Raw genomic sequence first — 22,478 nt, forward strand, 5'->3', positions numbered from 1 at the left:
TCCCGAACATCCATGCAATATGACATTCTTATCGGCATTGCCTCGACTTTCGGAGCAGGGATGCTGGCCCAGTGGGTCGCGTGGCGATTCCGCCTTCCGGCTATTGTCCTTCTGTTTTTGCTGGGCCTGATCTTCGGACCTGGACTGGGTATTCTTCATCCATCGGAGACGATGGGGTGGATGTTCCGGCCTCTGGTATCGCTACTCGTGGCGCTCGTAGTGTTCGAAGGCGGCATGGCGCTGGATTTCCGCCAGTTGCGCGAAGCCGGTGAGGGCGTTGCACGCCTGACAATGCTTGCACTCCCGATCAACTGGGTTCTGGGCTCCCTGGCGGCGCGTTATGTCGCGCATCTGGAGTGGGGTACATCCATGCTGTTCGGGGCAATCGTCGTCGTGACGGGACCGACGGTGGTTCTGCCGCTGCTACGCAGCGCCAAGCTTCAGCCGCGCGTGGCCGCATTCCTACGCTGGGAAGCCATCGTCAACGATCCTCTGGGCGCGATTCTGGCAGCTGTCGTCCTTCAGCTCATGATGCTGCATGTGGACGTTCATGCGGACGTGTTCTTTACGCATACGCTGCCGGACCTTCTGGGAGCAATTGCCGTCTCACTATCGGCAGGAATCCTGCCGGCCTATCTGATCCGCTATCTCTTTACACGAGATTTGATGCCGGAAATCCTCAAGACCCCAATGCTGATCTCGATAGCGCTGGTGATCTTTTCGCTGTGCAATCTCGAGATGGGTGGCGCAGGACTGATGGCCGTCACGATCTTTGGTATGGCGCTGGCGAATCTTCAGATCCCTGGTGTCACGGAACTGCGACGCATGAAAGAATCGCTCGTGGTTCTGGTCGTGTCAGTGCTGTTCATCATGCTAACGGCCGATCTTCACCGCACTGTTCTGGCGCGGCTTTCCATTCCGATTTTCGCACTGACGGTCGTGGTTCTGTTTGTTGTGCGGCCAATGGGTATTTTCCTGTCCACACTGGGAACAAGCATGCCCTGGAAGGAAAAGTTGTTCGTTGGCTGGATCGCGCCGCGCGGTATCGTGGCGGCGGCTGTAGCCGGTGAGGCCGGAATCAGCCTCAAGGAAGCTGGATATCAGTCCGCGGATCTCATCATGCCAGCGGTGTTCGCCGTGATTGCGGTCACGATGATCTTGCATGGATTTTCGCTCAGACCGATCGCGCGGCTTCTGAAGCTCACGCTATCCAACGATCCGGCGATTGCAATTCTGGGAGCAAGTCCGTGGTCCATCAATTTTGCGTCCTGCCTGCGCAGGGCCGGCGTGCCCGTACTTCTGGTAGACAACCGCTCCAGTGCACTCATGCCGGCAACACGCAGGGATATTCCCGTCCTACGGGCGGAACTCCTGTCTCAGCACGGACAGGAATCCTTTGAAGAACGCCCTGCTGATTATCTGATCGCGACGACGGGTGATGGCATCTATAACGGAATGGTGTGTGGACATCTGGCACCGACCATGGGGCGGCAGCGCGTCTATCAGATCAGCCCCGGCGTGGCGCGGCTGGATTTCTATCACGGCCTGTCACGCGATGCGCGAGGCAAAGTTCTGGGGGATCCCGCCTGGAATTACACCCTGTTCGATACGCTGTTCGAACAGGGGTGGCGGTTCGTGGCAGTGGAAGCCACGGAAGAAAGCGCGCCGACTTTCGGAACGGACGAGAACAGGCTCGACATTCTTGTAGTACGGCGTGACGGAAACATCCTGATCCGGTCGGCCGAGGACAATGACAAAGCCGTGCCTCAACCGAGAGATTACATGGTCTCTATGGTTCCGCCAGCAGCAGAATAAGATCATCTCAGGACGGGTTTTCCACGGTAATGTGGGAAAGACCGTCCCGCAGAAGGGCGCGGAGTTCCTTTTCCTCTAGGGCAATGCAACCTTCCGTGTAACCACTGACGGGCGGAAGGTGCAGAAAAATAGCCGAGCCTCGCCCCGACTCGGCTGGCGCATCGTTCCAGCCCATCACAATACAGAGATCGTAAACATGGTCCTCGCGCCACAGTGTCTCGCAAGAAGCTGGGTGGGGCAGGGAGACGGCGCGGTTGTAGTCGGGATGGGCCGGATCATCACACCAGCCGTCATTGGGAGCGATTGGTTCAACAGGCAGCTCTACACCGCAAACGGGGCTGGATATCCGGTCTGCACGATAGAGGACACGTCGGATCGGCAGTTCCCCCACGGGGGTGCACAGATCGCCTTCGACCTTGTCAAGAGATAGACCGCGCCGCCCCGTCAAAACCGGAATGATTTTACCCTGGAAGTGAATAAAAGCGCGGTCTCCAGCGGTTTTCAAAATAGCTTTAGCCATAATGCTGTTTCCTTTTGCGACTGTACTTGCCATAGTCTGCCCCGAGAGCATGCTGCTTTCTTCACCCCGTAACGGGAACGGCAAGTCCAGATGCACGAGTTACGAACGCCGACCTCTGCGGATGTGACTTTTCTTCCGTCGTGATAGAACGAGACAGGTTATTATGGCAGGTCCACGCCCCATTCTGGTTGTTGACGATGATGATACGCTGCGTCGTCTTCTCGCAGAGCAGCTTCAGCACGGTGGCGAACTGGAAGCCGTTGAGGCGACCTCCGTTGCTGCGGCGCGCGAACTTCTCGCCAAGCCTGGTGCCCGTTATGACGCCATGCTGCTGGATATCACTCTCCCCGATGGTGATGGACGCGATTTCTGCGCTGAGCTGCGACGCGAAGGCGTCCGCATGCCGATCATTATCCTGACTGGCTCCGATGACGAACACGACGTCGTTCGCGGTCTGGATGCAGGAGCCAACGATTACGTTGCCAAGCCTTTCCGGATCGGTGAACTTCTCGCCCGCCTGCGTGCCCAGCTGCGGATTTTCGAGAACAGCGAGGACGCCGTCTTCGAGATCGGTCCGTATGCCTTCCGTCCGTCCGCCAAGCTGCTGGTCGAAACTGCCCGCAACCGCAGGATCCGTCTGACGGAGAAGGAAGCAGCGATCCTGAAATATCTTTACCGCGCAGGTCAACGTCCGGTGGCCCGTCAGGTTCTCCTGAACGAGGTATGGGGCTACAACGCAGCCGTCACCACCCACACGCTTGAGACACATATCTACCGCCTTCGCCAGAAGATCGAACCCGATCCGGCTCGCACGTCACTGCTGATTACGGAAGGGGGCGGGTATCGTCTCGATCCGGAAGGCCGTGGTGTCATCAGCTCCGACAGCCTGTCAGCCTGAAGGCTGACAGGCTGGGTAACGGGTCAGGCCGGATCGAAATCCAGCACGACCGGGACGTGATCGGAGGGACTGTCCCAGTCCCGCACGTCCTGAAGGACCCGGACATTACGAAGGCCCGGCATCAGATCGGGCGTCATCCAAACATGATCAAGCCGTCGTCCGCGGTTGGACTTCTTCCAGTCTTTGTTACGGTATGACCACCATGTATAGAGCTTTTCGGGCTCTGGCGTGATCGTCCGCATAGCATCCTGAAACCCCGTTGCCATCCACGCCTTGAGACGTTCAATCTCGGGAGGCGTGTGGCTGACGATCTTCAGGAGCTGTTTGTGGCTCCAAACATCGTGTTCCAACGGCGCAATATTAAGATCGCCAACCAGAATACTGCGTGCAGGTGGTGTGGTGCTGAACCAACTGATTACCTCGTCCACGAAGGCCAGCTTGTGAGCGAATTTTTCGTTTTCTTCGGGATCCGGGATGTCTCCCCCAGCCGGTACATAGAAATCGTGCAGCAGGATCGGGCCGGCCGGTGTGGTAATGCTGGCTGCGACATGTCGGCAGTCGGAGCGAGTGCACCAGTCAGGTGTGCCGTCTACGCTCTGTAGTTCGTGTCGCGACAGGATCGCCACACCGTTATAGCCCTTCATGCCTTTGTAGATCTGATGAGAGAGCCCCATTTCGGCCAAAGCCTGAGCAGGGAAGAGAGGATCCGGGACTTTCGTTTCCTGCAGGCAAACGATATCCGGGTTTTCCTGTTCGACGATCTGCTTCAGCAGAGGCAGTCTGAGTCGAAGGGAATTGATGTTCCAGGTGATGAGACGCATTCAAACTGGATCGACCGGATCGATCGTTTTGACAAGCACCCTCTTGCACACAAGACGTTCCCGTCCGATCTAGAACGAACCATGACCGATCTGCACGACACGCTCCTGACGCTTGATTCCCATATCGATATTCCCTGGCCGGACCAGCAGGATGCCTGGGCAGAAGAAACGCCAAGGCAGGTGAATGTCCCGAAAACTCGCAAAGGCGGTCTGCGGGCCGTATGCTTGGCCGCCTATATTCCACAGGGCCCCCGTGACGAAGCCGGGCATGCTGACGGCTGGGAGCGGGTTCAGGGCATGCTGGACGTGATTGCTGGACTTGAAGGACGGCAGGGCGATCAGGGCGCACGTATCTGCCGCACAGCTGCGGATGTGCGGGCCGCCCACAAGGCAGACGACCTCGCCATCATTCCGGCGATCGAGAACGGGCATGGTCTGGGCGGTCGTCCGGAGCGTATTGCCGAGCTCGCCCGTCGCTATGGCGTCCGTTACATGACACTTACCCATAACGGGCATAATGCGCTCGCGGATGCGGCCATTCCCCGCAAGGATCTAGCGGATAGCGATACACTTCATGACGGCCTGTCCGGTCTGGGACGTGAGGCGATTGCACATATGAACCGCACAGGCGTTCTGGTCGATGTGTCCCATGCGGCGAAGTCGACCATGATGCAGGCCACTGAAGTCTCCACCACGCCTATTTTCGCCAGCCACTCCTGCGCCCGCGCCCTGTGCGATCATCCGCGCAACCTGGATGACGAGCAGCTTGATCGCCTAAAGGAAACGGGTGGCCTGATTCAAGTGACTGCTATGGGCTCTTTCCTGAAAAAGGGCGGCGGAGGCACTGTTGACGATCTGGTGCGGCATGTCTCGTACATCGCGGATCGTATCGGAGTTGAGCATGTGGGTATCTCGTCCGATTTCGATGGCGGTGGCGGTATTCCAGGCTGGAAGGACGCAACCGAAACTGCAAACGTGACCTGGGCCCTTCAGACGGCAGGATTCAGCGACGCGGATATTTCTGCCATCTGGGGTGGTAACATGCTGCGTCTTCTGGAGACGGCCGAACAGGCTGCAGAGAAAGCCTGAGAGCGGAGTCTTCACACGCTTTCGGGGTCGCCCAGCAGAACAGAACATGATCATGGACGGCTAAATAGGGAGTCGGTTCGTCCACCACGATCGGAAGAGATGCCCATCGGGAGCTTCCCGCACCTTTCTGTCCCACAGATCGACGCTGGCGGGATATATTGGGAAGCAAGATACAAGTATTTTCAATGACTTACAAAATATGATTAAAAATTGGGCAATCTGATGGCATCTCCAGCAAACCGGGGTTTTCATGATTCTGTCACGGAGCAGCCCACAGACTTTTCCACAGGTTCAGTGGATGACTGAAGAAGCTGAATGACCGACCTTCCTCCGCACCATTCCGACTATCCTGCCGATCAGGACGCCCCCCTTATTCCTGCAGAGAAAAAGCAGGGCGTGGAGGCCATCCGTGAGGCATTGAAGACCATTCCTTACAGCCCTGGCGTGTATCGCATGCTGAGCGAGAAGGGAGAGGTTCTGTATGTCGGCAAGGCGCTGAGCCTAAAGAAGCGCGTGTCGTCCTATACCCGCATCAACCAGTTGCCGGAGCGGCTGCGGCGGATGGTGTCGATGACGGTGTCGATGGAAATCGTCATCACAAGGACGGAAGCCGACGCGCTGCTTCTGGAAGCTAACTACATCAAGCGTATGAAGCCCCGCTTCAACATCCTGCTGCGCGACGACAAGAGCTATCCGTGGCTGATGCTGACCGAGAGCCATGAGTTTCCCCAGATCACCAAACAGCGTGGCAAACCGGTTAAGGGTGCGACCTACTGGGGCCCGTTCGCGAATGCCTGGGCGGTCAATCAGACGCTTAATCTGGTGCAGCGCAGCTTTCTGCTGCGCTCCTGTTCGGATGCGGTTCTGAACAGCAGAACGCGCCCCTGTCTACTGTACCAGATCAAGCGCTGCTCAGCGCCCTGTGTGGACCGGATTTCCAAAGAAGATTACGCCGAATTGGTCAGCGAGGCACGCCAGTTCCTTTCCGGACACAGCACGGAACTGCAGCAGCGCCTAGTTGCCGAGATGGAGCAGGCCTCGCAGGAAATGAACTACGAGCGGGCCGCATCCATTCGGGACAGGATCCGGGGTTTTTCCAGTATTCAGGGCTCGAGCACAATCAACCCGACCTCAATCAACAATGCGGACATCATGACCATCTGGCAGGAAGCTGGTCAGAGCTGCATCCAGGTTTTCTTCATTCGCGGCAACCGCAATAACGGCAACCGGGCGTTCTACCCGACACACTCGGAAGAAGAGACCGCTGCAGACGTGCTGTCCGCCTTCATGATCCAATTCTATGATAACAAACCGCCACCGCCTTCCATTCTTGTGAACTGCGAACTGCCAGAGCTGAATCTCGTCGAGGAAGCCCTTAGCATACGCCGCGGACAGAAGGTCGAGATCCTGAGACCACAGCGGGGCGAAAAGAAAGACGTTGTCGAGCATGCCGCACTGAATGCGCGTGAGGCATTGGAGCGGAAGCTGGCGGAGAATACCGGACAGCGCAGACTGCTCGAGGGTGTTGCGGAAGTGTTTGGCCTGCCGGAAATTCCCCAGCGGATTGAGACCTATGACAACTCGCACATTATGGGACAGGCCCCTTATGGCGTGATGGTCGTGGGCGGTCCGGAAGGGTTCAACAAGCGCGCCTATCGCAAATACGCCATCAAGGGACCTGTCACGCCAGGCGATGATTTCGGCATGATGCGGGAAGTCATGGAACGGCGGTTCGGACATCGCCCTGAAAACGGGGAGCGACCGGAAGATTGGCCCGATCTGCTGCTGATTGATGGAGGGCTCGGGCAGTTCAACGCAGTACGGACCGTTTTGGCGGATCTGGGCGTGACAGGGATCCCGATTGTTGCCATCGCCAAAGGACCGGATCGTGACGCAGGGCGGGAGTGGTTCTTCATGGAATCGAAACCGCCATTCCAGCTCCCGCCGCGAGATCCGGTCCTGTATTACCTGCAGCGGCTGCGTGATGAGGCGCACAGATTCGCTATCACGACCCACCGGGCAGGGCGCTCTAAAGGACTGCGCAGTTCGGAGCTGGATCACGTTCCGGGAATCGGGGCGGCGCGAAAAAAAGCCCTGCTCAACCATTTCGGCTCAGCGAAATCCGTCAGACAAGCGAGCCTTGACGAACTTGAGAATGCGCCGGGGATCAGCTCGAGTACGGCAACCGCCATTTACGGGCATTTTCATCCGGAATGGGTGCAGAAGACATCGACCGATAATCGCAGCCATTAAGCCGCACGTCGGAATTTACACGAAAAATACATCTTTTACGGCCACATTGGCGCATACCGGAAAGACGAAAACTGTTCTAGACTGACTGCGATGCTGACAGATCTGCCAAACATCCTGACACTGCTGCGTATCGCGTCCATTCCTGTACTGGTCGTGCTGCTCTCCGTGCATTCGCCGACTGCAAACGTAATTGCATGCGCGGTCTACACTGCAGCGTGCATCACGGACTATTTGGACGGGGCACTCGCACGCCGTTGGCACCAGCTTTCGGAGTTGGGCCGGATGATGGATCCGATTGCAGACAAGCTGCTGGTGGGGTCGCTTCTTCTGGCTCTCGCCGGGCTGACGCACCTCCCGGTTTTCTCACTTTATGCCGGGATCATCATCATGGTCCGGGAAATTCTGGTCAGTGGCCTTCGGGAATACATGGCATCACAGCGAGAAACGCTGCCCTCCACCCGCTTGGCGAAATGGAAAACCGGAATTCAGATGGTGGCGATCGGGTTTCTGATCGGTGGAGATGGGGCAGCAGGAATGCTGGGTCTCTCCTTCCTTCCCGCCAGCCTGATCGGTGGAATTCTTCTCTGGTTCTCGGTCATTCCGACCGTCATCAGCGGCTGGGGTTATTTGACTGCCGGGCTCGCCCGTATCATGGCGGGACAATCCCGCAAGTCATCCAAGATCAGTTTCTGACACTAGTCTCTGTGGAATTATGGATGTCTTTGACTGTCTTCATCTGGCGCTCCGTCACAAGGACCGCTAAGGGTCATTCATTGACCTTGTGGGAGTAAGAAATGCGGAAGGCCGCTCTGCTGGCACTACCTCTCGCTCTGAGCGGCTGTTCAGGCATGGGCAAGTATATCCGTGACACCATGGTGTGGACGGCACTCGATAATCCCAATGGTCCACACGGTGACAGTGAAAATATTCACCGTGCCCGTGGTGAAAAATACGCCGAAACCCCGATCTTTCCTGAAGGCGGCAATATCTGGCCTGGTGCCCCACAGCCTCTTCCAACTCTCAAGGACGTCGAAAACCCCGACAGCACGTTCAGTCATGCCCTCGGAGACCCTGCAACCTATTTCGGTGGCGCAGCTCTCGACGAGAACTTTATGGGAGGCATTGGCAGCAAGGGGGCTCTGGGGGCTTCCGGACAGCAGCTCATGCAGGGGCAAAGCATGTCTGTCGGCGAAAGCGCCGATACCCATCAGGGCGTGAGCCGGGACCGCAGCCATGTAATTCCAACACTCCCATCCTCGGTCCCCGATAGCGCTACCCGTTTCCTGAACAAGAATCCAAGCAAGACCATCGTCATTCCGAATGGCGACGGCACAAGCACACTGATTGCGCCGGATGGCAGCGTGAAAGTCGTACGAGGCACACCCGCTGCGTCGCAATAACAGGAATTCTGATGGCTTCTGAAGCCGTCAACAGTTGCTCAGTTTCAGTACTGCCGGAAAAGCGCGATCAGACGACCCTGGATATGGACCCGTTCCGCCGGGAAGATGCGGGTTTCATAGTCCCTGTTGGCCGCTTCCAGCGCAATCATCGATCCGCGACGACGCAGCTTTTTGAGCGTCACTTCCTGCTCGTCGATCAGGGCGACAATGATCTGTCCATTTTCCGCAGTCTCGCGTCGCCGTATGATGGCGATATCGCCATCCAGAATGCCCGCTTCGATCATCGAATCACCCGCAACCGTCAGGGCATAATGCTCGCCGGTGCCAAGAAGCGAGACCGGAACGTCAATCCGATCGCTATCATCCTGCATGGCCTCGATCGGAAGACCAGCTGCAATACGTCCATAGAGTGGGATGCTGACAGTCTGGCGGTCATTGGCGACGCTGGCTTCTGAGAATGCACCTTCAAGGCCCTTCTGCCCCTGGTTAAGGACGGCAGGGAGGAACGCGGTACCCGTAGCGGCAGTAACCTCGGTTCCCATGTTTGGCAAACGCAACACTTCGAGCGCTCGGGCGCGATGATGGTGACGACGCAGAAAGCCGCGCTCTTCCAGAGCAGAAATCAGCCTATGGATGCCAGACTTTGAGCGAAGCTCAAGAGCATCCTTCATTTCGTCAAAAGAAGGAGAATATCCCGTCCTGCGAAGGTGGTCGTCGATATATAGCAAAAGCTGGTGTTGCTTGCGGGTCAGCATGCAGGCGCTCCCATGCGCCTCGGCGGAGGCAGGTCGGAAAACAAGGTGTAGAATGAAAGTCATCCCACATTTGTTCCTTATAGGTTCCTGTCTGTTGCCTCACAAGCGAAAGAGAGAGGCTTGCACGGTGGCCTGATAAGATTCTCTCGGTCTGAAAGTCTTTGAAAGCGCAGGAAAACCCCGAAATTGTACGTCAGGGCCTTGACCTGCGGACCACAAATCAGCATGGTGCGCCCAATCTAGAGATCAACATGCTGCATCGACACCTTCGAGCGGCATCAGTATGGCGAAAGCCCGAGGGTATCATGGGAAAGAGCAACGTTATTCAGATCCGGCTCGTTTCGTCCGCCGAAACCGGCTACTTCTACGTCACGAAGAAGAATGCCCGTTCCGCTACGGGGAAAATGGAAGTGCGTAAGTACGACCCGGTTGCACGCAAGCACGTCGTGTTCCGCGAAGCCAAGATCAAGTAAGGCTGTTTCGACAGCCTTTATGAAAAAAGCGGCCTTAAGGCCGCTTTTTTTGTATCTACTGAACTAGGTTTCCTGACAACTGCTCAGAATAGCTTGTCGTGAGGACCGTAGGGAACAACCAAATCACCGCTGCGGGTTAGATTCATCGTGGCACGTGCCCGCTCATCCAGCATATCAGCGTCAAGCGCCTTTTCCTTTAGCGCGACGACACGCCGGCGCCAGACACTCTGTTCGTCGTCGGCATCCTGCCGAGCCTGAAGAGCATCCTTCTGAAGCTGCAACTGCTCCTGGTAGGCATGAATACCATGAGCGCCGTGAAGGGCGTTCCACCCGAAATAGGCCGTCAGGGACAGGAAGAAAGCTGGGGGAGCAACGGCGCGGACACCACGCTTGATGAGCCGGATCAGTGTCACGTCGTGAATACTCCGTTCTGAAGGACTGCTTCAGCTTATATCAGTCAATCATGATCAGACAATGAATGAAGCAGAGATCTTTCACGTCTGGATCTGAAAAACGGCCCCATTCCCGAAGGAGATGAGGCCGTCGTGCAATCTCAGAAGTTCTTGAGAATACTACGTCCGGCATAGCGTGCGGCGCTACCGAGCTGCTGCTCGATCCGGATCAGCTGATTGTACTTTGCCGTGCGGTCAGAGCGGGAGAGGGAGCCCGTCTTGATCTGTCCACAGTTCGTGGCGACGGCGAGGTCGGCAATTACGGAATCTTCCGTCTCACCGGAACGATGGCTCATGACGCAGGCATAACCGGCCTTATGAGCGGTTTCGACAGCTTCAAGCGTCTCGGTCAGCGTACCGATCTGATTGACCTTCACGAGCAGCGCGTTACCCGTGCCGGCCTTGATGCCACGGCGCAAACGCTCCGGGTTGGTCACGAACAGATCGTCTCCCACAAGCTGAAGCTTCTTGCCCAGACGGGTCGTAAGCTCTGCCCAGCCTTCCCAGTCATCCTCCGCCAGACCGTCCTCAATGGAGACGATCGGGTAACGGTTGGCCAGATCTTCAAGATAGGAAATCATGCCCGACGCATCGAATTCCTTGCCTTCACCCTTCAAGTTGTAGCGGCCATCAGCATAAAATTCAGTAGCAGCACAATCGAGCGCGAAAGTTACGTCTTCACCGAGCTTGTAGCCCGCAGCCTCAACAGATTTTGCAATAAATCCAAGAGCTTCATCAGCAGACTTCAGATTCGGTGCAAAACCGCCCTCATCGCCGACATTGGTGTTGTACCCGGCTTCGGACAAGCCTTTCTTCAGGCGCGCAAAAATTTCCGAGCCCATACGGATGGCATCCGCTACCGTCGGAGCACCGACCGGCTGAATCATGAATTCCTGGATATCGATCGGATTGTCGGCATGCTCGCCGCCATTGACGATGTTCATCATCGGCACAGGCAGAAGATGGGCATAGGCACCACCGACATAGCGGTACAGCGGCAGTTCCAGTTCCTCGGCCGTTGCCTTGGCGACGGCGAGGGAGACGCCCAGGATGGCATTTGCACCCAGACGGGATTTGTTGGGGGTCCCGTCCAGATCGATCATCGCATTGTCGATGGCGATCTGATCTTCCGATTCGGCGCCCTGGAGCACTTCAAGGATGTCATTTTCAACATGGCTGCAGGCCTTCAGGACACCCTTGCCGCCGTAGCGGGACTTATCACCATCGCGCAGTTCCACGGCTTCATGGGCACCTGTAGAGGCACCAGACGGGACAGCAGCGCGGCCGCGGGCACCGGAGGACAGCTCGACCTCGACCTCGACGGTGGGATTGCCGCGGCTGTCCAGGATTTCGCGGGAGGTAATATCAACGATGGCGCTCAATGGAAGCTCTCCTGGAGATGCGTGAACCGGGTTGGCTCGTGACCGTTCGGAATGAAACAGCTATTTCAAGTCTCAAAATCACGCCGTGAGGTCAACGACGACATGCGTCTTCCTTTTCCCGTTTTCGTGCTCGGCATTGCCGGACTGATCCCCTTCATGACGCTCGGAGGGTGGATCTTCCTGGCCGGGATCTTCACGCCACTACCTCATCTGAAAATCATTCTTCTGGCGTACGGGTCCTGCGTTCTGTCATTTTTGGGGGCCGTGCACTGGGGCTTGGCCATGGAACGTCCGGACATCATCACCGTTGGCGGCACATCGCAGCGGGACCGTCAGCGCCTCGTACTGGGTGTCTGCCCTGCGCTGTGGGCATGGCTGTCACTATGCGTTGGCGTTCTGGGGGATATCCGCGCCGGCTTTGGGCTGGAAATCATCGGTTTTGTCGGGACATTCCTGGTGGAACGGGAAGCCTGGAGAAAAGGCGCTCTTCCCCCAGGCTATCTGCCGCTTCGCACAGGACTCACAGCTATTGCGGTGCTGAGCCTGTTTCTAGCAGCTCTGGCGCCGTCCTAAACCTAGGACAGAAAAGACTTCGTGAGCGCGTCGAAGGCCTTCAGGCGCGTCAGAAGTTCACGCATTTCACTAAGCGGCACCATGGTCGGACCATCGCTCGGCGCGTGATCCGGGTCTTGATGTGTCTCGATAAAAACGGCAGCCACGCCGATCGACAGAGCAGCACGTGCCAGAGGCTCAACAAACTCCCGCTGACCGCCAGTTGAAGCCCCAAGGCCACCCGGCTGCTGCACGGAGTGAGTGGCATCAAATACGACGGGATAACCCGTCTGCGCCATGATCGGCAGACCACGCATATCGCTCACCAGCGTGTTGTAACCGAAGCTCGTGCCGCGGTCGCAGAGCATGATGCGCTCATTGCCTGTAGACGCGATCTTCGCGGCAACATTTGCCATGTCCCAAGGTGCGAGAAACTGGCCCTTCTTGATGTTGATGGCGCGACCAGTTTTGCCCGCAGCCAGCAGCAGGTCAGTCTGGCGGCACAGGAAAGCTGGGATCTGAAGAACATCAACGGCCTGGGCAGCAGACTCACACTGCTCGGCAGTATGGACGTCCGTCAGGACGGGGACGCCGAATCGTTCCCGGATGCTGGCGAGAATGTCTAGACCCGCATCCATACCTACGCCACGCGCGGCGTTGACCGAACTGCGGTTCGCCTTATCGAAGCTGCTTTTGTAGATCAGACTGATTCCCAGCTCACGACACAGGCTGGAAATAGCATCGGCCATTTCTGTTGCGTGCTCGCGGGATTCGATCTGGCAAGGGCCAGCAATCAGCGTGAACGGCTGATCCTGGCCGACCGTAAGGTCTCCGATCCGGAAGCTCACTTGCAGTGAGCCTCCTTGACAGCCGCGGCAATGAAGCCTGCGAACAGCGGATGCGGGTCGAAAGGCTTGGAGAGCAGTTCCGGATGGTACTGCACTGCTACGAACCAAGCGTGATCCGGATACTCAACAACTTCCGGCAGCACACCGTCAGGAGAGAGGCCGGAGAACCGCAGGCCCGTCTTTTCAAGGCGATCCTTGTAGTGGGCGTTGACTTCCCAGCGATGACGATGGCGCTCGCGGATTTCCGTACGGCCGTAGATTTCTGCCACGCGGGAGCCCGGAACCAGCTTGGCCGGATAAGCACCCAGACGCATCGTACCACCCAGATCGCCACCTTCGCGGCGACGAAGCAGCTCGCTGCCACGCGCCCATTCAGTCATCAGGCCGACCAGAGGTTCGTCCGTCGGACCGAACTCAGTCGAGGAGGCCTTGGGCAAACCAGCCAACGAACGGGCACATTCGATCACTGCCATCTGCATGCCGAAGCAGATGCCAAGGAAGGGAATGTTGTGCTCACGAGCATAGCGGACAGCCTGGATCTTGCCTTCCGCGCCACGCTCACCAAATCCGCCTGGCACGAGGATAGCATCTGCATCCTTCAAACGCTCGGCAATGTTGCCGTTCTTCTCGAACTCTTCCGATTCGATCCAGTCGAGCTTCACCTTAACATGGTTGGCGATGCCACCATGCAGTAGGGCTTCGGCCAGCGACTTGTAGCTGTCGAGCAGAGCCGTGTACTTGCCGACGATGGCTACGCGGACTTCGCCTTCGGGCTCACGAATCGCGTGGACGATCTTTTCCCAGCGCGAGAGGTCCGGCTTGCTGTCATAGGGCAGGCCAAAATAGCGCAAGACTTCCTGGTCCATTCCCTCATTGTGATAGGAAATGGGGCAGGCATAGATCGTGTCCACATCGAGCGCTGCAATGACAGCTTCCGAGCGGACGTTACAGAAATTGGCGATCTTGCGACGCTCGTTGTCCGGAATCGGACGATCCGAGCGGCACAGGAGCATCTGCGGCTGGATGCCGACATTCTGCAATTCCTTGACGGAATGCTGCGTCGGCTTCGTCTTGAGTTCGCCAGCTGCCGGAATGTAGGGCAGGAGGGTCAAGTGCACGCACATGGTCTGGGCATGGCCGAGATCATTGCGTAACTGACGGATGGCCTCGAGAAAAGGCAGGCTCTCGATGTCGCCGACCGTACCGCCGATTTCCACAAGGACGAAATCATAGTCGTCGGTGCCTGTGACCACGACGTCCTTGATGGCGTCCGTGATGTGCGGAATGACCTGCACGGTCCCACCCAGATAGTCGCCACGGCGTTCGCGGGCGATCACATCCGAATAGATCCGTCCCGTCGTGGTGTTGTCAGCACGTGACGCATGGACGCCCGTAAAGCGTTCATAGTGACCGAGGTCGAGGTCGGTTTCGGCCCCGTCATCGGTAATGAACACCTCACCATGCTGGTACGGGCTCATGGTGCCCGGATCCACGTTGAGATAGGGGTCCAGTTTGCGCATACGGACCTTGTATCCGCGCGCCTGGAGGAGAGCAGCTAGGGCCGCTGAAGCGATGCCCTTGCCGAGAGAAGATACCACACCGCCGGTGATGAATACGAAACGCGTCATGGGCGGTCTTCATACACTGCCGACATGGGGCAGGGGAAGCGAAGAGACGCGTCTGTTGAAAAGATCCCCGTTAAAAAGTTTGAACGGGGATCTTTAGGCTCGGTCAGTGAGCAGGTGCAGCCGGGGTTGTGGTGGTGGTCGTCTGGGTTGCGGCAGGCGGCTCGGCCAGAATGTCATGCGAGCCAACGCCGGAAGAAGCGCCACGGTTCATGACGGCCAGCACCAGGCACAACAGCATGAAGATGCCAGCGAGAACGGACGTGGCACGCGTCAGCAGCGTTGCCGTCCCGCGGCCGCTCATGAAGGAGCCCATGCCCTGGCCGCTGCCAATGCCGAGGCCACCGCCTTCGCTACGCTGGATCAGGATCACTCCGATCAGCGCCAGTGTGACCAGCAGGTTGAGAGCAAGCAAAAGAGTGGTCATGAACGATAGGGTCCGGACAATGATTGGGACGTCAGGCGGAAAGATGCTGCTTCAGCGATGCGCAGGAAGCTCTCTGCTTCCAGACTGGCACTGCCAACCAGCACCCCGCCAAGCGACCCGATGGAAAAAATAGTCGGCGCCTGAGCCGGTGTGACGGAGCCGCCATACAGGATCGGCACGCGAATGTCATCCGTCTTGAGACGGGACTGCAACAGTCCATGCAGGAGAGAGAGGGTTCTCTCAAGCTCGTCGATAGGCGGGATCGTGCCACTTCCGATAGCCCAGACAGGCTCGTAAGCCAGGATACCTGTAAAGCCGTCGGTCAACGATCCCTCGACCTGCGTGGCCAGAACGGTGGTCGTCCGGCCTTCAAGACGCTCCTGCATCGTCTCACCGATACAGACGATGGGAATGAGGCCCGCAGCTTCGGCAGCTTCAACCTTCTGGCGAATCAGGAAATCAGTTTCGCCATGGGCTTGTCGACGCTCGGAATGGCCGAGAATGACGTAGCGGATACCAAGGTCGGCCAGCATTTCAGCCGAAATATCCCCGGTATGGGGCCCCGAAGACGTCGTATGACAGTCCTGCGCACCAAGATGCAGCGGCGTCGCCGGCCCTTCAGCATTGATGATGCCATGCACGCTGGCAAGCTGGGTGAAGGGTGGGCACAAAACGAGCCGCACGTCATCGGGGAGAGACTGCGCGCCCTCGGCGACGGCACGGGCAAGACGGCCGGACTGCTCCCGCAACCCATGCATCTTCCAGTTTCCAACGACAAGCCTAGGTGATGGGGGCACTCTTCCTCCTTGATGATGACGCCCTGAAGAATGAGGGCGTTACCGGTATGCGCTCAATGTCTGCAACCGAATGAATGCCGCAAGTCAGCACTCGTTCCGGTCTGCTTCTGGTCAAGCCGTTCTCACGACATTATGGTGCGGCAAGTCTAGCGGGCCTTTTGTGTCCGCACCATCCCGTCATCCGGATCTGCCCTGACCCTATGATTACCACGCTCCGCCACCTCTTTGTTGACTCCTGGGCCGGCCGTGCCGCCGCGCTGCTGATCTTTCTGGCCTTCATCGGCTGGGGCGTGGGAGATGTGTATTCCAACATGGGCACGGCAAGCTCGAACGAAGTCGTGCGCGTCGGCGATCGGAGCATCACGCCGGATGATTTCAGTCGCGCGCTCTCGGCGCAGCTTCCCGAAGTCGCCAGACGGATCGGACTTGCCGACCCGTCCAAGCTTCCCAAAGGCGAGGTCGAGCAGATCGCAAGGCAGGCGCTTCAAAACCTTGTGATCCAAAACGAGACCCAGCTTGCTGCCGCCCGTGCGGGCATGATGGTTCCCGATGATCTGGTTCGGCAGGAAGTCTTTGCCATTCCAGCGTTCCACAACGCCGCCGGACAGTTCGACCGGAGCGTCTTCAATGACCGTCTGACCCGGATCGGCCTGTCCGAGGGCAAGCTGCTCCAGGCCATCCGCGAGGATATCGCTTCACGCGGCCTTCTGCAGGGCATGGGGCAGTCTGTTGTCGCGCCGTCTTCCCTGACGGACCGGATGCTGTCCTTCGATGCGAGCCAGCGCGTGTTCGATCTTGTCCGGATCCCGTTTGCAAGCAGTGTCATTGCTGCCGCGCCGACCGATGACCAGCTTCATCGTTTCTATGACAACCACCCGCAGATGTTCCGCACGACGGAATACCGTCATGCAAAGATGGTCGTCATGACGCCGGACAGCGTAGCGAAGACGATCGAGGTTCCCGACGACGTCCTGCACCGTCTCTATGATTTTCAGGCCCGCACCTTCGATATGCCCGAGACGCGGACAATTCAGGTCCTGACCTTCACCGATCAGGCAAAGGCCGATGCTGCTGCCGCTGCTTGGAAGAGCGGAACGTCCTGGAACGATATCCAGAAGAAATTCCCTGAAGCTGCTGCAGTATCCCTGCCGTCCGTACGCCAGAGCGACATCCCAAACCCCGAACTCGCCAAGGCGGCATTCGCAGCAGCGTCCGACCGCATCTCCGGCCCGGAAAAGACCGGCATGGGCTGGGTCGTCTTTAACATCACGGCCATTACCGCGCCGCACAAAACGACTTTCGAACAAGCTAAGGAAGGTTTGAAAACGCAGGTCCAGCACCAGGAAGCCGGGGAAGCGCTTCAGGCCCGTCAGAAGCAGTTTCAGGATGCAGTTGCCGGATCTTCGACGCTGGAACAGATCCCAAGCGACCTCGGGGCCGTGCCCGCATCCGGCACACTGGATTCAAACGGCCTGACGCAGGACGGTCTGCCGGCACCCATCCCGGGCGACGCAGCCCTGCGCCAGGCGATCATCCACCAGATCTTCACCCAGTCCAAGGATACCCAGCCGACCGTCATCAATGGTCCGAACGGCACGGCATTCTCCCTGCTCGTCGATGAAGTGCATCCGGGCACACTCAAACCGTTCGACAGCGTACGCGATCAGGTCGTGCAAGCCTGGACGGCGGATCAGAAGCGCCATGCTGCAGATCTGCGTGCGACCACACTGTTCAATAGCGCCAAGGCTGGAACGCTGCGCAAGGCCGTTGAGGGGCAGACCGAAGCCTCAGCCCTGCGCCAGGACGTTGCCGTGTCCCGGGTTCATCCAGACCAGAGCCTTCCGCAGAATGTCCTGCGCGGCGTCTTCGGACTCAAGCCGGGAACGAGCGGCATGTTCGAATCACCGGATGCCTTTTGGCTGGTCAACGTGACGGCGGACAAGCCGGCCTCGGCAGAGGAGTTGAAGAGCCTGGGTAAGCAGCTTTCCGACGAATATCTGCAGTCCATGCGTTCCGACATCCCGATGGCGCTGAACGCCGCCATGGAAAAAGAGGTTCCGCCCTCACATATCAATATGGCGCTTTATAATCAGGTCGTAACGGCCGCCACGCCGGCAAGTGCTCCGGCAGCCGATAACGGGGCACACTGATGGGCTTTGTCTACAGCATCGAAGCTGCCGATCTCCTGACGCCCGTCTCGGCCTTTCTGCGCCTTTCAAAACTGTCGGACGATCCGTACCGACTGCTGTTCGAGAGTGTCGAAGGCGGTGCAGCCCGCGGGCGTTATTCCGTCATCGCGCTTCTGCCAGATCTGGTCTGGAAATGCCGGGACGGAAAAGTGACACTGGATGGCAGGCCCATTGACGGCGTGCCGCTCGAGACACTGAAGACCATCGTGGATGAGAGCCAGATGGAGCTTCCGGCCGGAATGCCGCCAATGATCGGCGGCGTGTTCGGCGTACTGGGTTATGACATGGTGCGCCAGATGGAGCGCCTGCCGAACGCCCCACTCAACGATCTGGGACTGCCGGAAGGGATCATGATCCGTCCGCGCCTTTTCGCAGTCTTCGATTCCGTGCGGGACGAGCTTACGCTGGCCGTGCCAGTGCGCGGCGAGACAACGGATGCGAAGGCGAAGGCACTTCTCGATCAGGCACGGGCCGCTCTGGCCGCCCCACTGGGAGACGAGCGCGAGACGCTGCCGCCCGACACGGAACTGGCACCACCGACATCGAACATGACGCAACAGCAGTTCGAGGATCACGTCCGCAAGGCACAGGACTATATCGCTGCGGGCGATGCCTTCCAGATCGTGCCGAGCCAACGCTTCACAACACCATTCCCACTGTCGCCGCTCTCGCTCTATCGCAGCCTGCGCCGTGTCAATCCGGCTCCCTTCCTGTTCGTAATGGAGCTTGAGGACTACGCTCTGGTCGGGTCCTCGCCTGAAATTCTCGTGCGGTTGCGCGCCGGCGAGGTCACAGTACGTCCGCTGGCGGGCACACGTCCGCGCGGAGCGGATCGCGAAGAGGATCTGGCCCTGGAAGAGGAGCTACTGGCCGACCGCAAGGAACTGGCCGAGCATCTGATGCTGATTGACCTGGGCCGAAACGATGTCGGACGCGTCTCAGAGCTTGGAACCGTCGAGGTTCCGGAAAAATTTGTCGTCGAGCGCTACAGCCACGTCATGCATATTTCCTCGACCGTTACCGGCCGCATCAAGGACGGCAAAACGGCGATGGATGCACTTGTCGCAGCTTTCCCGGCCGGAACGCTGACAGGGGCCCCCAAGATCCGCGCCATGGAAATCATTGACGAGCTGGAACCGACGCGGCGTGGGCCCTATTCGGGCTGCGTCGGATATTTCGGGGCAGATGGGGAAATGGATACCTGCATCGGGCTGCGCATGGCCGTTCTCAAGGGCGGCAACATGTATGTGCAGGCCGGCTGCGGTGTCGTGGCCGACAGCGATCCGAACGCCGAGTTCCGCGAGACGCAGGCGAAGGCCCGCGCACTGTTTCGCGCGGCGGAAATCGCCGTCGCAACTGCCGCAAAAGCCTGACGGGGCCTCGAAACGCGATGTATTTGACGAAAACAGACACGGCGGTCATTCTATTGCCATGATCCTTCTCATCGACAATTACGACAGCTTCACATTCAACATCGTCCACCATCTGGGTGCGCTTGGGGTTGAGTGTGACGTGCGGCGCAATGACGCGCTGAGTGTCGAGGAAGCCCTGGCGCTCAATCCGTCTGCAGTCGTGATCTCGCCAGGTCCGGGTGCTCCGACCGAAGCCGGGGTCTGCTGTGACCTGATCCGTGCAGCTGCGGGCAAGGTGCCGGTTTTCGGCGTATGCCTCGGCCACCAAGCCATTGGGCAGGTCTTCGGGGCAGAAGTTGTACGCGCGCCCATGCCTATGCATGGCAAGATCAGCGCAGTTCATCATGACGGAACAGGCGTCTTTGCCGGGCTGCCAGAGCCAGTAGATGTGGTGCGCTATCACAGCCTGACTCTTGCCCCCGACAGCATTCCCGAAACGCTCGTAGTCAATGCCCGGACGGAAGACGGCGTCATCATGGGCGTGCGCCACCGTGACTATCCTGTGCACGGCGTACAGTTCCATCCCGAGAGTATTGCTTCCGTTGCAGGCCGGGAACTGCTGGCCAATTTCCTGACGATTGCCGGTATTCCGGTCCATGCCACGCAGGCCGCATGACAGTGAGTGCAGATTTTACGTCCCTTCTGCATCAGGCGGTCTCGGGACGACAGCTCGACAGTCATGAGGCAGAAACTGCTTTTCACGCCATCATGGCTGGCGAGGTCGATCCGGTTCAGCTTGCCGCTTTCCTGACTGCGCTGAAACTGCGCGGCGAAACCTTTGCTGAACTGACTGGGGCCGTTCGGGCGGTCCGTCATCACATGACGGTTCTGCCGGATGCTCCAGCCGGCACTATTGATGTATGCGGAACAGGCGGCGACGGCCTGAAGACACTGAATGTGTCCACAGCCGTAGCCTTCGTACTGGCGGGACTTGGCGTCCCCGTAGCCAAGCATGGTAACCGCGCACTCTCATCTGCTACGGGTGCGACGGATGTTCTCGAGGTTCTGGGCATTCCCCCGACCGACAATCTGGAGCTTCAGGGCCGTCGGCTGCGCGAAGATGGACTAGTCTTTCTGGCAGCCCCCCAGCATCATCGTGCGATGCGGCATGCGGCTCCTGTCCGTAAGACGCTGGGTTTCCGCACCTTGTTCAATCTGCTCGGCCCGCTGTGCAACCCCGCTCAAGTCCGCCATCAGCTGATCGGCGTGTTTGACAGGCGCTGGTGCGAGCCCGTGGCGCGGGCGCTTGGCGCACTGGGCAGTCTGTCGGTCTGGGCCGTCCATGGCTCGACCGACGAGGGTGGAAGCGACGAGCTTACGCTTGCTGGCCCCTCCCAGGTTTCGGTCTGGCAGGACGACGCTTTTTTTTCATTCGGGATCGAACCGGACATGGCCGGACTGGCTGTCGCGCCGATTTCAACCATCCGGGGCGGGGACGCGCAGACCAATGCTGCCGCATTGCTCGCCCTGCTGGATGGCGCGAATGGCGCTTACCGGGATACGGTTCTTCTCAACGCCGCTGCGGCCCTGCACGTGGCAGGTCGCGGCGATATCGTGAAGGCCGGAGCGATTGACGTTCCGGCCTTCCGTCGCAATGTAGGAATGGCGGCAGACTCCATTGACCGGGGGCTTGCACGTGCCGCGCTCGAGGTTGCGCGCATGTCAGCTCATTCCATTGCCCCCCAAAACGCAGGACGATCATGACATTCATGTACCATCGACCGGCGATGACATATTCGCCTGAGGGAACGGAACAGTTCCCGGACCCGGAAATTCCGGAAACGACGACCCCGCCCATCAAGGATCCCGAAGCGGAAACTGCGGCTGACCGCAGTGACGTTCTGGCCCGGATCTGCGCCCGCACCCGCGTGGATATCGAGCAGCGCTCGCAAATCATGTCCCTCAAGGAGATCACAGCGCGCGCCCGGGAAGTAACGGTCCCGACACGGGGCTTTGGTCAAGCGCTCCAGCATCTCACGGCTGATCGTCAGGTCGGACTGATTGCCGAGATCAAGAAGGCGTCTCCATCCGCCGGTATTCTGCGTCCGGACTACAATCCGGTGGAGATAGCGCAGGAATATCAGGCTGCCGGCGCCACCTGTCTTTCGGTTCTGACGGAAGGCTCGTGCTTTCACGGCAACACGGATGATATCCGGGCCGTGCGTGAGGCATGCAGTCTGCCGATCCTGCGCAAGGATTTTATTCTGGACCCCTGGCAAGTCCATGAAAGCCGCCTAATCGGGGCGGACTGCATTCTGCTGATCATGGCGGTGCTGACGGAAACGCAGGCGGCCGAACTAATCGCAATTGCGCGCGGGCTGGACATGGATGTCCTTCTGGAGGTCCATGACGAAGCCGAACTGAACCGGGCGCTGGCACTCGATACATTCCTGATTGGAATCAACAACCGTAACCTTCGCACCCTGAAGACCGATATCCAGACGACGATCGATCTGGCGCCGATGGTGCCGCCGGACCGTCTGGTCGTCTCGGAAAGTGGCATCCGGACGCAGGACGATATGATGAAAGTCGGAGCAGTAGGTGCGAGCGCCGTACTGGTCGGTGAGAGCCTGTTGCGTGAGCCCGATCCGGGCGTTGCAGCACGTCGATTGCTCGGTTTTATTTGATCTTCGGCCGCCTTTAAGGGCGGTCAGGGCCGTTTTTTCACGGCATACCCCCAGATCGGTGCGTTCCGCGAAAGCGGGACGTGGTCTGGCTTTTGGTAGATTCTGCCGCTAAAGCATGCGGGATTTTGTGCATTTTCATCAGG

General features: G+C 58.6%; 22 protein-coding genes. 13 read left to right on the forward strand and 9 right to left on the reverse strand.

The features are described from left to right. Nucleotides 1-12 precede the first annotated feature (12 nt). The gene (locus IGS75_RS12810; protein ID WP_141352284.1) at nucleotides 13-1,815 is read left to right on the forward strand and encodes a cation:proton antiporter; all 1,803 of its coding nucleotides are present in this window, start codon (nucleotides 13-15) and stop codon (nucleotides 1,813-1,815) included. A gap of 7 nt (nucleotides 1,816-1,822) precedes the next feature. On the opposite strand, the gene IGS75_RS12815 is transcribed toward IGS75_RS12810, so the two are convergent. Further along, complete coding sequence (locus tag IGS75_RS12815; RefSeq protein ID WP_141352282.1) at nucleotides 1,823-2,335, reverse strand: L,D-transpeptidase family protein; 513 nt, start codon at nucleotides 2,333-2,335, stop codon at nucleotides 1,823-1,825. A gap of 163 nt (nucleotides 2,336-2,498) precedes the next feature. Between IGS75_RS12815 and IGS75_RS12820 the strand changes: the two genes are divergently transcribed. Then, nucleotides 2,499-3,233 carry a response regulator transcription factor gene (locus IGS75_RS12820; RefSeq protein ID WP_141352280.1) on the forward strand — a complete coding sequence of 245 codons (735 nt, stop codon included), beginning with the start codon at nucleotides 2,499-2,501 and terminating at the stop codon, nucleotides 3,231-3,233. Nucleotides 3,234-3,256: 23 nt separating this feature from the next. Here the strand turns inward: IGS75_RS12820 and IGS75_RS12825 are convergent, their stop codons facing one another. Next, nucleotides 3,257-4,054: an exodeoxyribonuclease III gene (locus IGS75_RS12825; protein ID WP_141352278.1), complete on the reverse strand. Its 798-nt coding sequence runs from the start codon at nucleotides 4,052-4,054 to the stop codon at nucleotides 3,257-3,259. 81 nt (nucleotides 4,055-4,135) lie between these two features. Between IGS75_RS12825 and IGS75_RS12830 the strand changes: the two genes are divergently transcribed. From IGS75_RS12830 to IGS75_RS12845, 4 genes are all read left to right on the forward strand, one after another. After that, on the forward strand, nucleotides 4,136-5,143 hold the full coding sequence (locus IGS75_RS12830; protein ID WP_202257091.1) for a dipeptidase: 1,008 nt from the start codon (nucleotides 4,136-4,138) through the stop codon (nucleotides 5,141-5,143). A gap of 315 nt (nucleotides 5,144-5,458) precedes the next feature. Continuing rightward, nucleotides 5,459-7,396: an excinuclease ABC subunit UvrC gene (uvrC, locus tag IGS75_RS12835; RefSeq protein ID WP_202257093.1), complete on the forward strand. Its 1,938-nt coding sequence runs from the start codon at nucleotides 5,459-5,461 to the stop codon at nucleotides 7,394-7,396. Nucleotides 7,397-7,486: 90 nt separating this feature from the next. Continuing rightward, a complete protein-coding gene (pgsA, locus tag IGS75_RS12840) occupies nucleotides 7,487-8,089 on the forward strand; it encodes a CDP-diacylglycerol--glycerol-3-phosphate 3-phosphatidyltransferase (protein WP_024716896.1) in 603 nt (200 codons plus the stop codon). Between the two features lie 101 nt (nucleotides 8,090-8,190). Next, a complete protein-coding gene (locus IGS75_RS12845) occupies nucleotides 8,191-8,796 on the forward strand; it encodes a hypothetical protein (protein WP_141352273.1) in 606 nt (201 codons plus the stop codon). A 44-nt stretch (nucleotides 8,797-8,840) separates the two neighbouring features. On the opposite strand, the gene lexA is transcribed toward IGS75_RS12845, so the two are convergent. Further along, a complete protein-coding gene (gene lexA / locus IGS75_RS12850) occupies nucleotides 8,841-9,551 on the reverse strand; it encodes a transcriptional repressor LexA (protein WP_141352458.1) in 711 nt (236 codons plus the stop codon). Nucleotides 9,552-9,856: 305 nt separating this feature from the next. On the opposite strand from lexA, the gene rpmG reads away from it, so the two are divergent. Further along, a complete protein-coding gene (gene rpmG, locus IGS75_RS12855; RefSeq protein WP_011253780.1) occupies nucleotides 9,857-10,024 on the forward strand; it encodes a 50S ribosomal protein L33 in 168 nt (55 codons plus the stop codon). Nucleotides 10,025-10,107: 83 nt separating this feature from the next. Here rpmG and IGS75_RS12860 read toward each other — a convergent pair whose 3' ends face one another. Together IGS75_RS12860 and eno are read right to left on the reverse strand one after the other, a co-directional pair. After that, nucleotides 10,108-10,437 (reverse strand): FtsB family cell division protein, encoded by a 330-nt coding sequence (locus IGS75_RS12860; RefSeq protein ID WP_141352271.1) that lies wholly within the window; start codon nucleotides 10,435-10,437, stop codon nucleotides 10,108-10,110. Between the two features lie 140 nt (nucleotides 10,438-10,577). Further along, nucleotides 10,578-11,858 carry a phosphopyruvate hydratase gene (eno, locus tag IGS75_RS12865; protein ID WP_141352269.1) on the reverse strand — a complete coding sequence of 427 codons (1,281 nt, stop codon included), beginning with the start codon at nucleotides 11,856-11,858 and terminating at the stop codon, nucleotides 10,578-10,580. A 102-nt stretch (nucleotides 11,859-11,960) separates the two neighbouring features. Between eno and IGS75_RS12870 the strand changes: the two genes are divergently transcribed. Continuing rightward, nucleotides 11,961-12,431: a DUF3429 domain-containing protein gene (locus IGS75_RS12870; protein WP_237468840.1), complete on the forward strand. Its 471-nt coding sequence runs from the start codon at nucleotides 11,961-11,963 to the stop codon at nucleotides 12,429-12,431. Between the two features lie 2 nt (nucleotides 12,432-12,433). On the opposite strand, the gene kdsA is transcribed toward IGS75_RS12870, so the two are convergent. The 4 genes from kdsA to tpiA form a co-directional block, all read right to left on the reverse strand. Beyond that, on the reverse strand, nucleotides 12,434-13,258 hold the full coding sequence (kdsA, locus tag IGS75_RS12875; protein ID WP_202257095.1) for a 3-deoxy-8-phosphooctulonate synthase: 825 nt from the start codon (nucleotides 13,256-13,258) through the stop codon (nucleotides 12,434-12,436). Then, nucleotides 13,255-14,886, reverse strand: a complete 1,632-nt coding sequence (locus IGS75_RS12880) for a CTP synthase (RefSeq protein WP_202257097.1) — start codon at nucleotides 14,884-14,886, stop codon at nucleotides 13,255-13,257. The genes kdsA and IGS75_RS12880 overlap by 4 nt, the downstream gene beginning before the upstream one ends. 103 nt (nucleotides 14,887-14,989) lie before the next feature. Next, complete coding sequence (gene secG / locus IGS75_RS12885; protein ID WP_141352263.1) at nucleotides 14,990-15,310, reverse strand: preprotein translocase subunit SecG; 321 nt, start codon at nucleotides 15,308-15,310, stop codon at nucleotides 14,990-14,992. Next, nucleotides 15,307-16,107 (reverse strand): triose-phosphate isomerase, encoded by an 801-nt coding sequence (gene tpiA / locus IGS75_RS12890; protein ID WP_202257099.1) that lies wholly within the window; start codon nucleotides 16,105-16,107, stop codon nucleotides 15,307-15,309. The genes secG and tpiA overlap by 4 nt, the downstream gene beginning before the upstream one ends. Nucleotides 16,108-16,181: 74 nt before the next feature. Here tpiA and IGS75_RS12895 point away from each other — a divergent pair, with 74 nt between their 5' ends. From IGS75_RS12895 to trpC, 5 genes are read left to right on the forward strand one after another with little or no spacing between them, the layout of a single operon-like run. After that, nucleotides 16,182-18,257, forward strand: a complete 2,076-nt coding sequence (locus tag IGS75_RS12895; RefSeq protein WP_228123792.1) for a peptidylprolyl isomerase — start codon at nucleotides 16,182-16,184, stop codon at nucleotides 18,255-18,257. Next, a complete protein-coding gene (trpE, locus tag IGS75_RS12900; RefSeq protein ID WP_141352259.1) occupies nucleotides 18,257-19,669 on the forward strand; it encodes an anthranilate synthase component I in 1,413 nt (470 codons plus the stop codon). Before IGS75_RS12895 ends, trpE begins: the two co-directional genes overlap by 1 nt. A 58-nt stretch (nucleotides 19,670-19,727) precedes the next feature. Continuing rightward, nucleotides 19,728-20,324, forward strand: coding sequence for an anthranilate synthase component II (locus IGS75_RS12905; RefSeq protein WP_141352257.1), 597 nt, complete (start codon nucleotides 19,728-19,730; stop codon nucleotides 20,322-20,324). Beyond that, entirely contained in the window at nucleotides 20,321-21,412 is a 1,092-nt protein-coding gene (gene trpD, locus IGS75_RS12910; protein ID WP_141352255.1) for an anthranilate phosphoribosyltransferase, read from the forward strand. Before IGS75_RS12905 ends, trpD begins: the two co-directional genes overlap by 4 nt. Beyond that, the gene (gene trpC / locus IGS75_RS12915) at nucleotides 21,409-22,335 is read left to right on the forward strand and encodes an indole-3-glycerol phosphate synthase TrpC (protein WP_141352254.1); all 927 of its coding nucleotides are present in this window, start codon (nucleotides 21,409-21,411) and stop codon (nucleotides 22,333-22,335) included. The genes trpD and trpC overlap by 4 nt, the downstream gene beginning before the upstream one ends. Nucleotides 22,336-22,478 lie beyond the last annotated feature (143 nt).

This window comes from Gluconobacter sphaericus, from assembly GCF_016757795.1.
GTDB classification, from domain to species: Bacteria; Pseudomonadota; Alphaproteobacteria; order Acetobacterales; family Acetobacteraceae; genus Gluconobacter; species Gluconobacter sphaericus.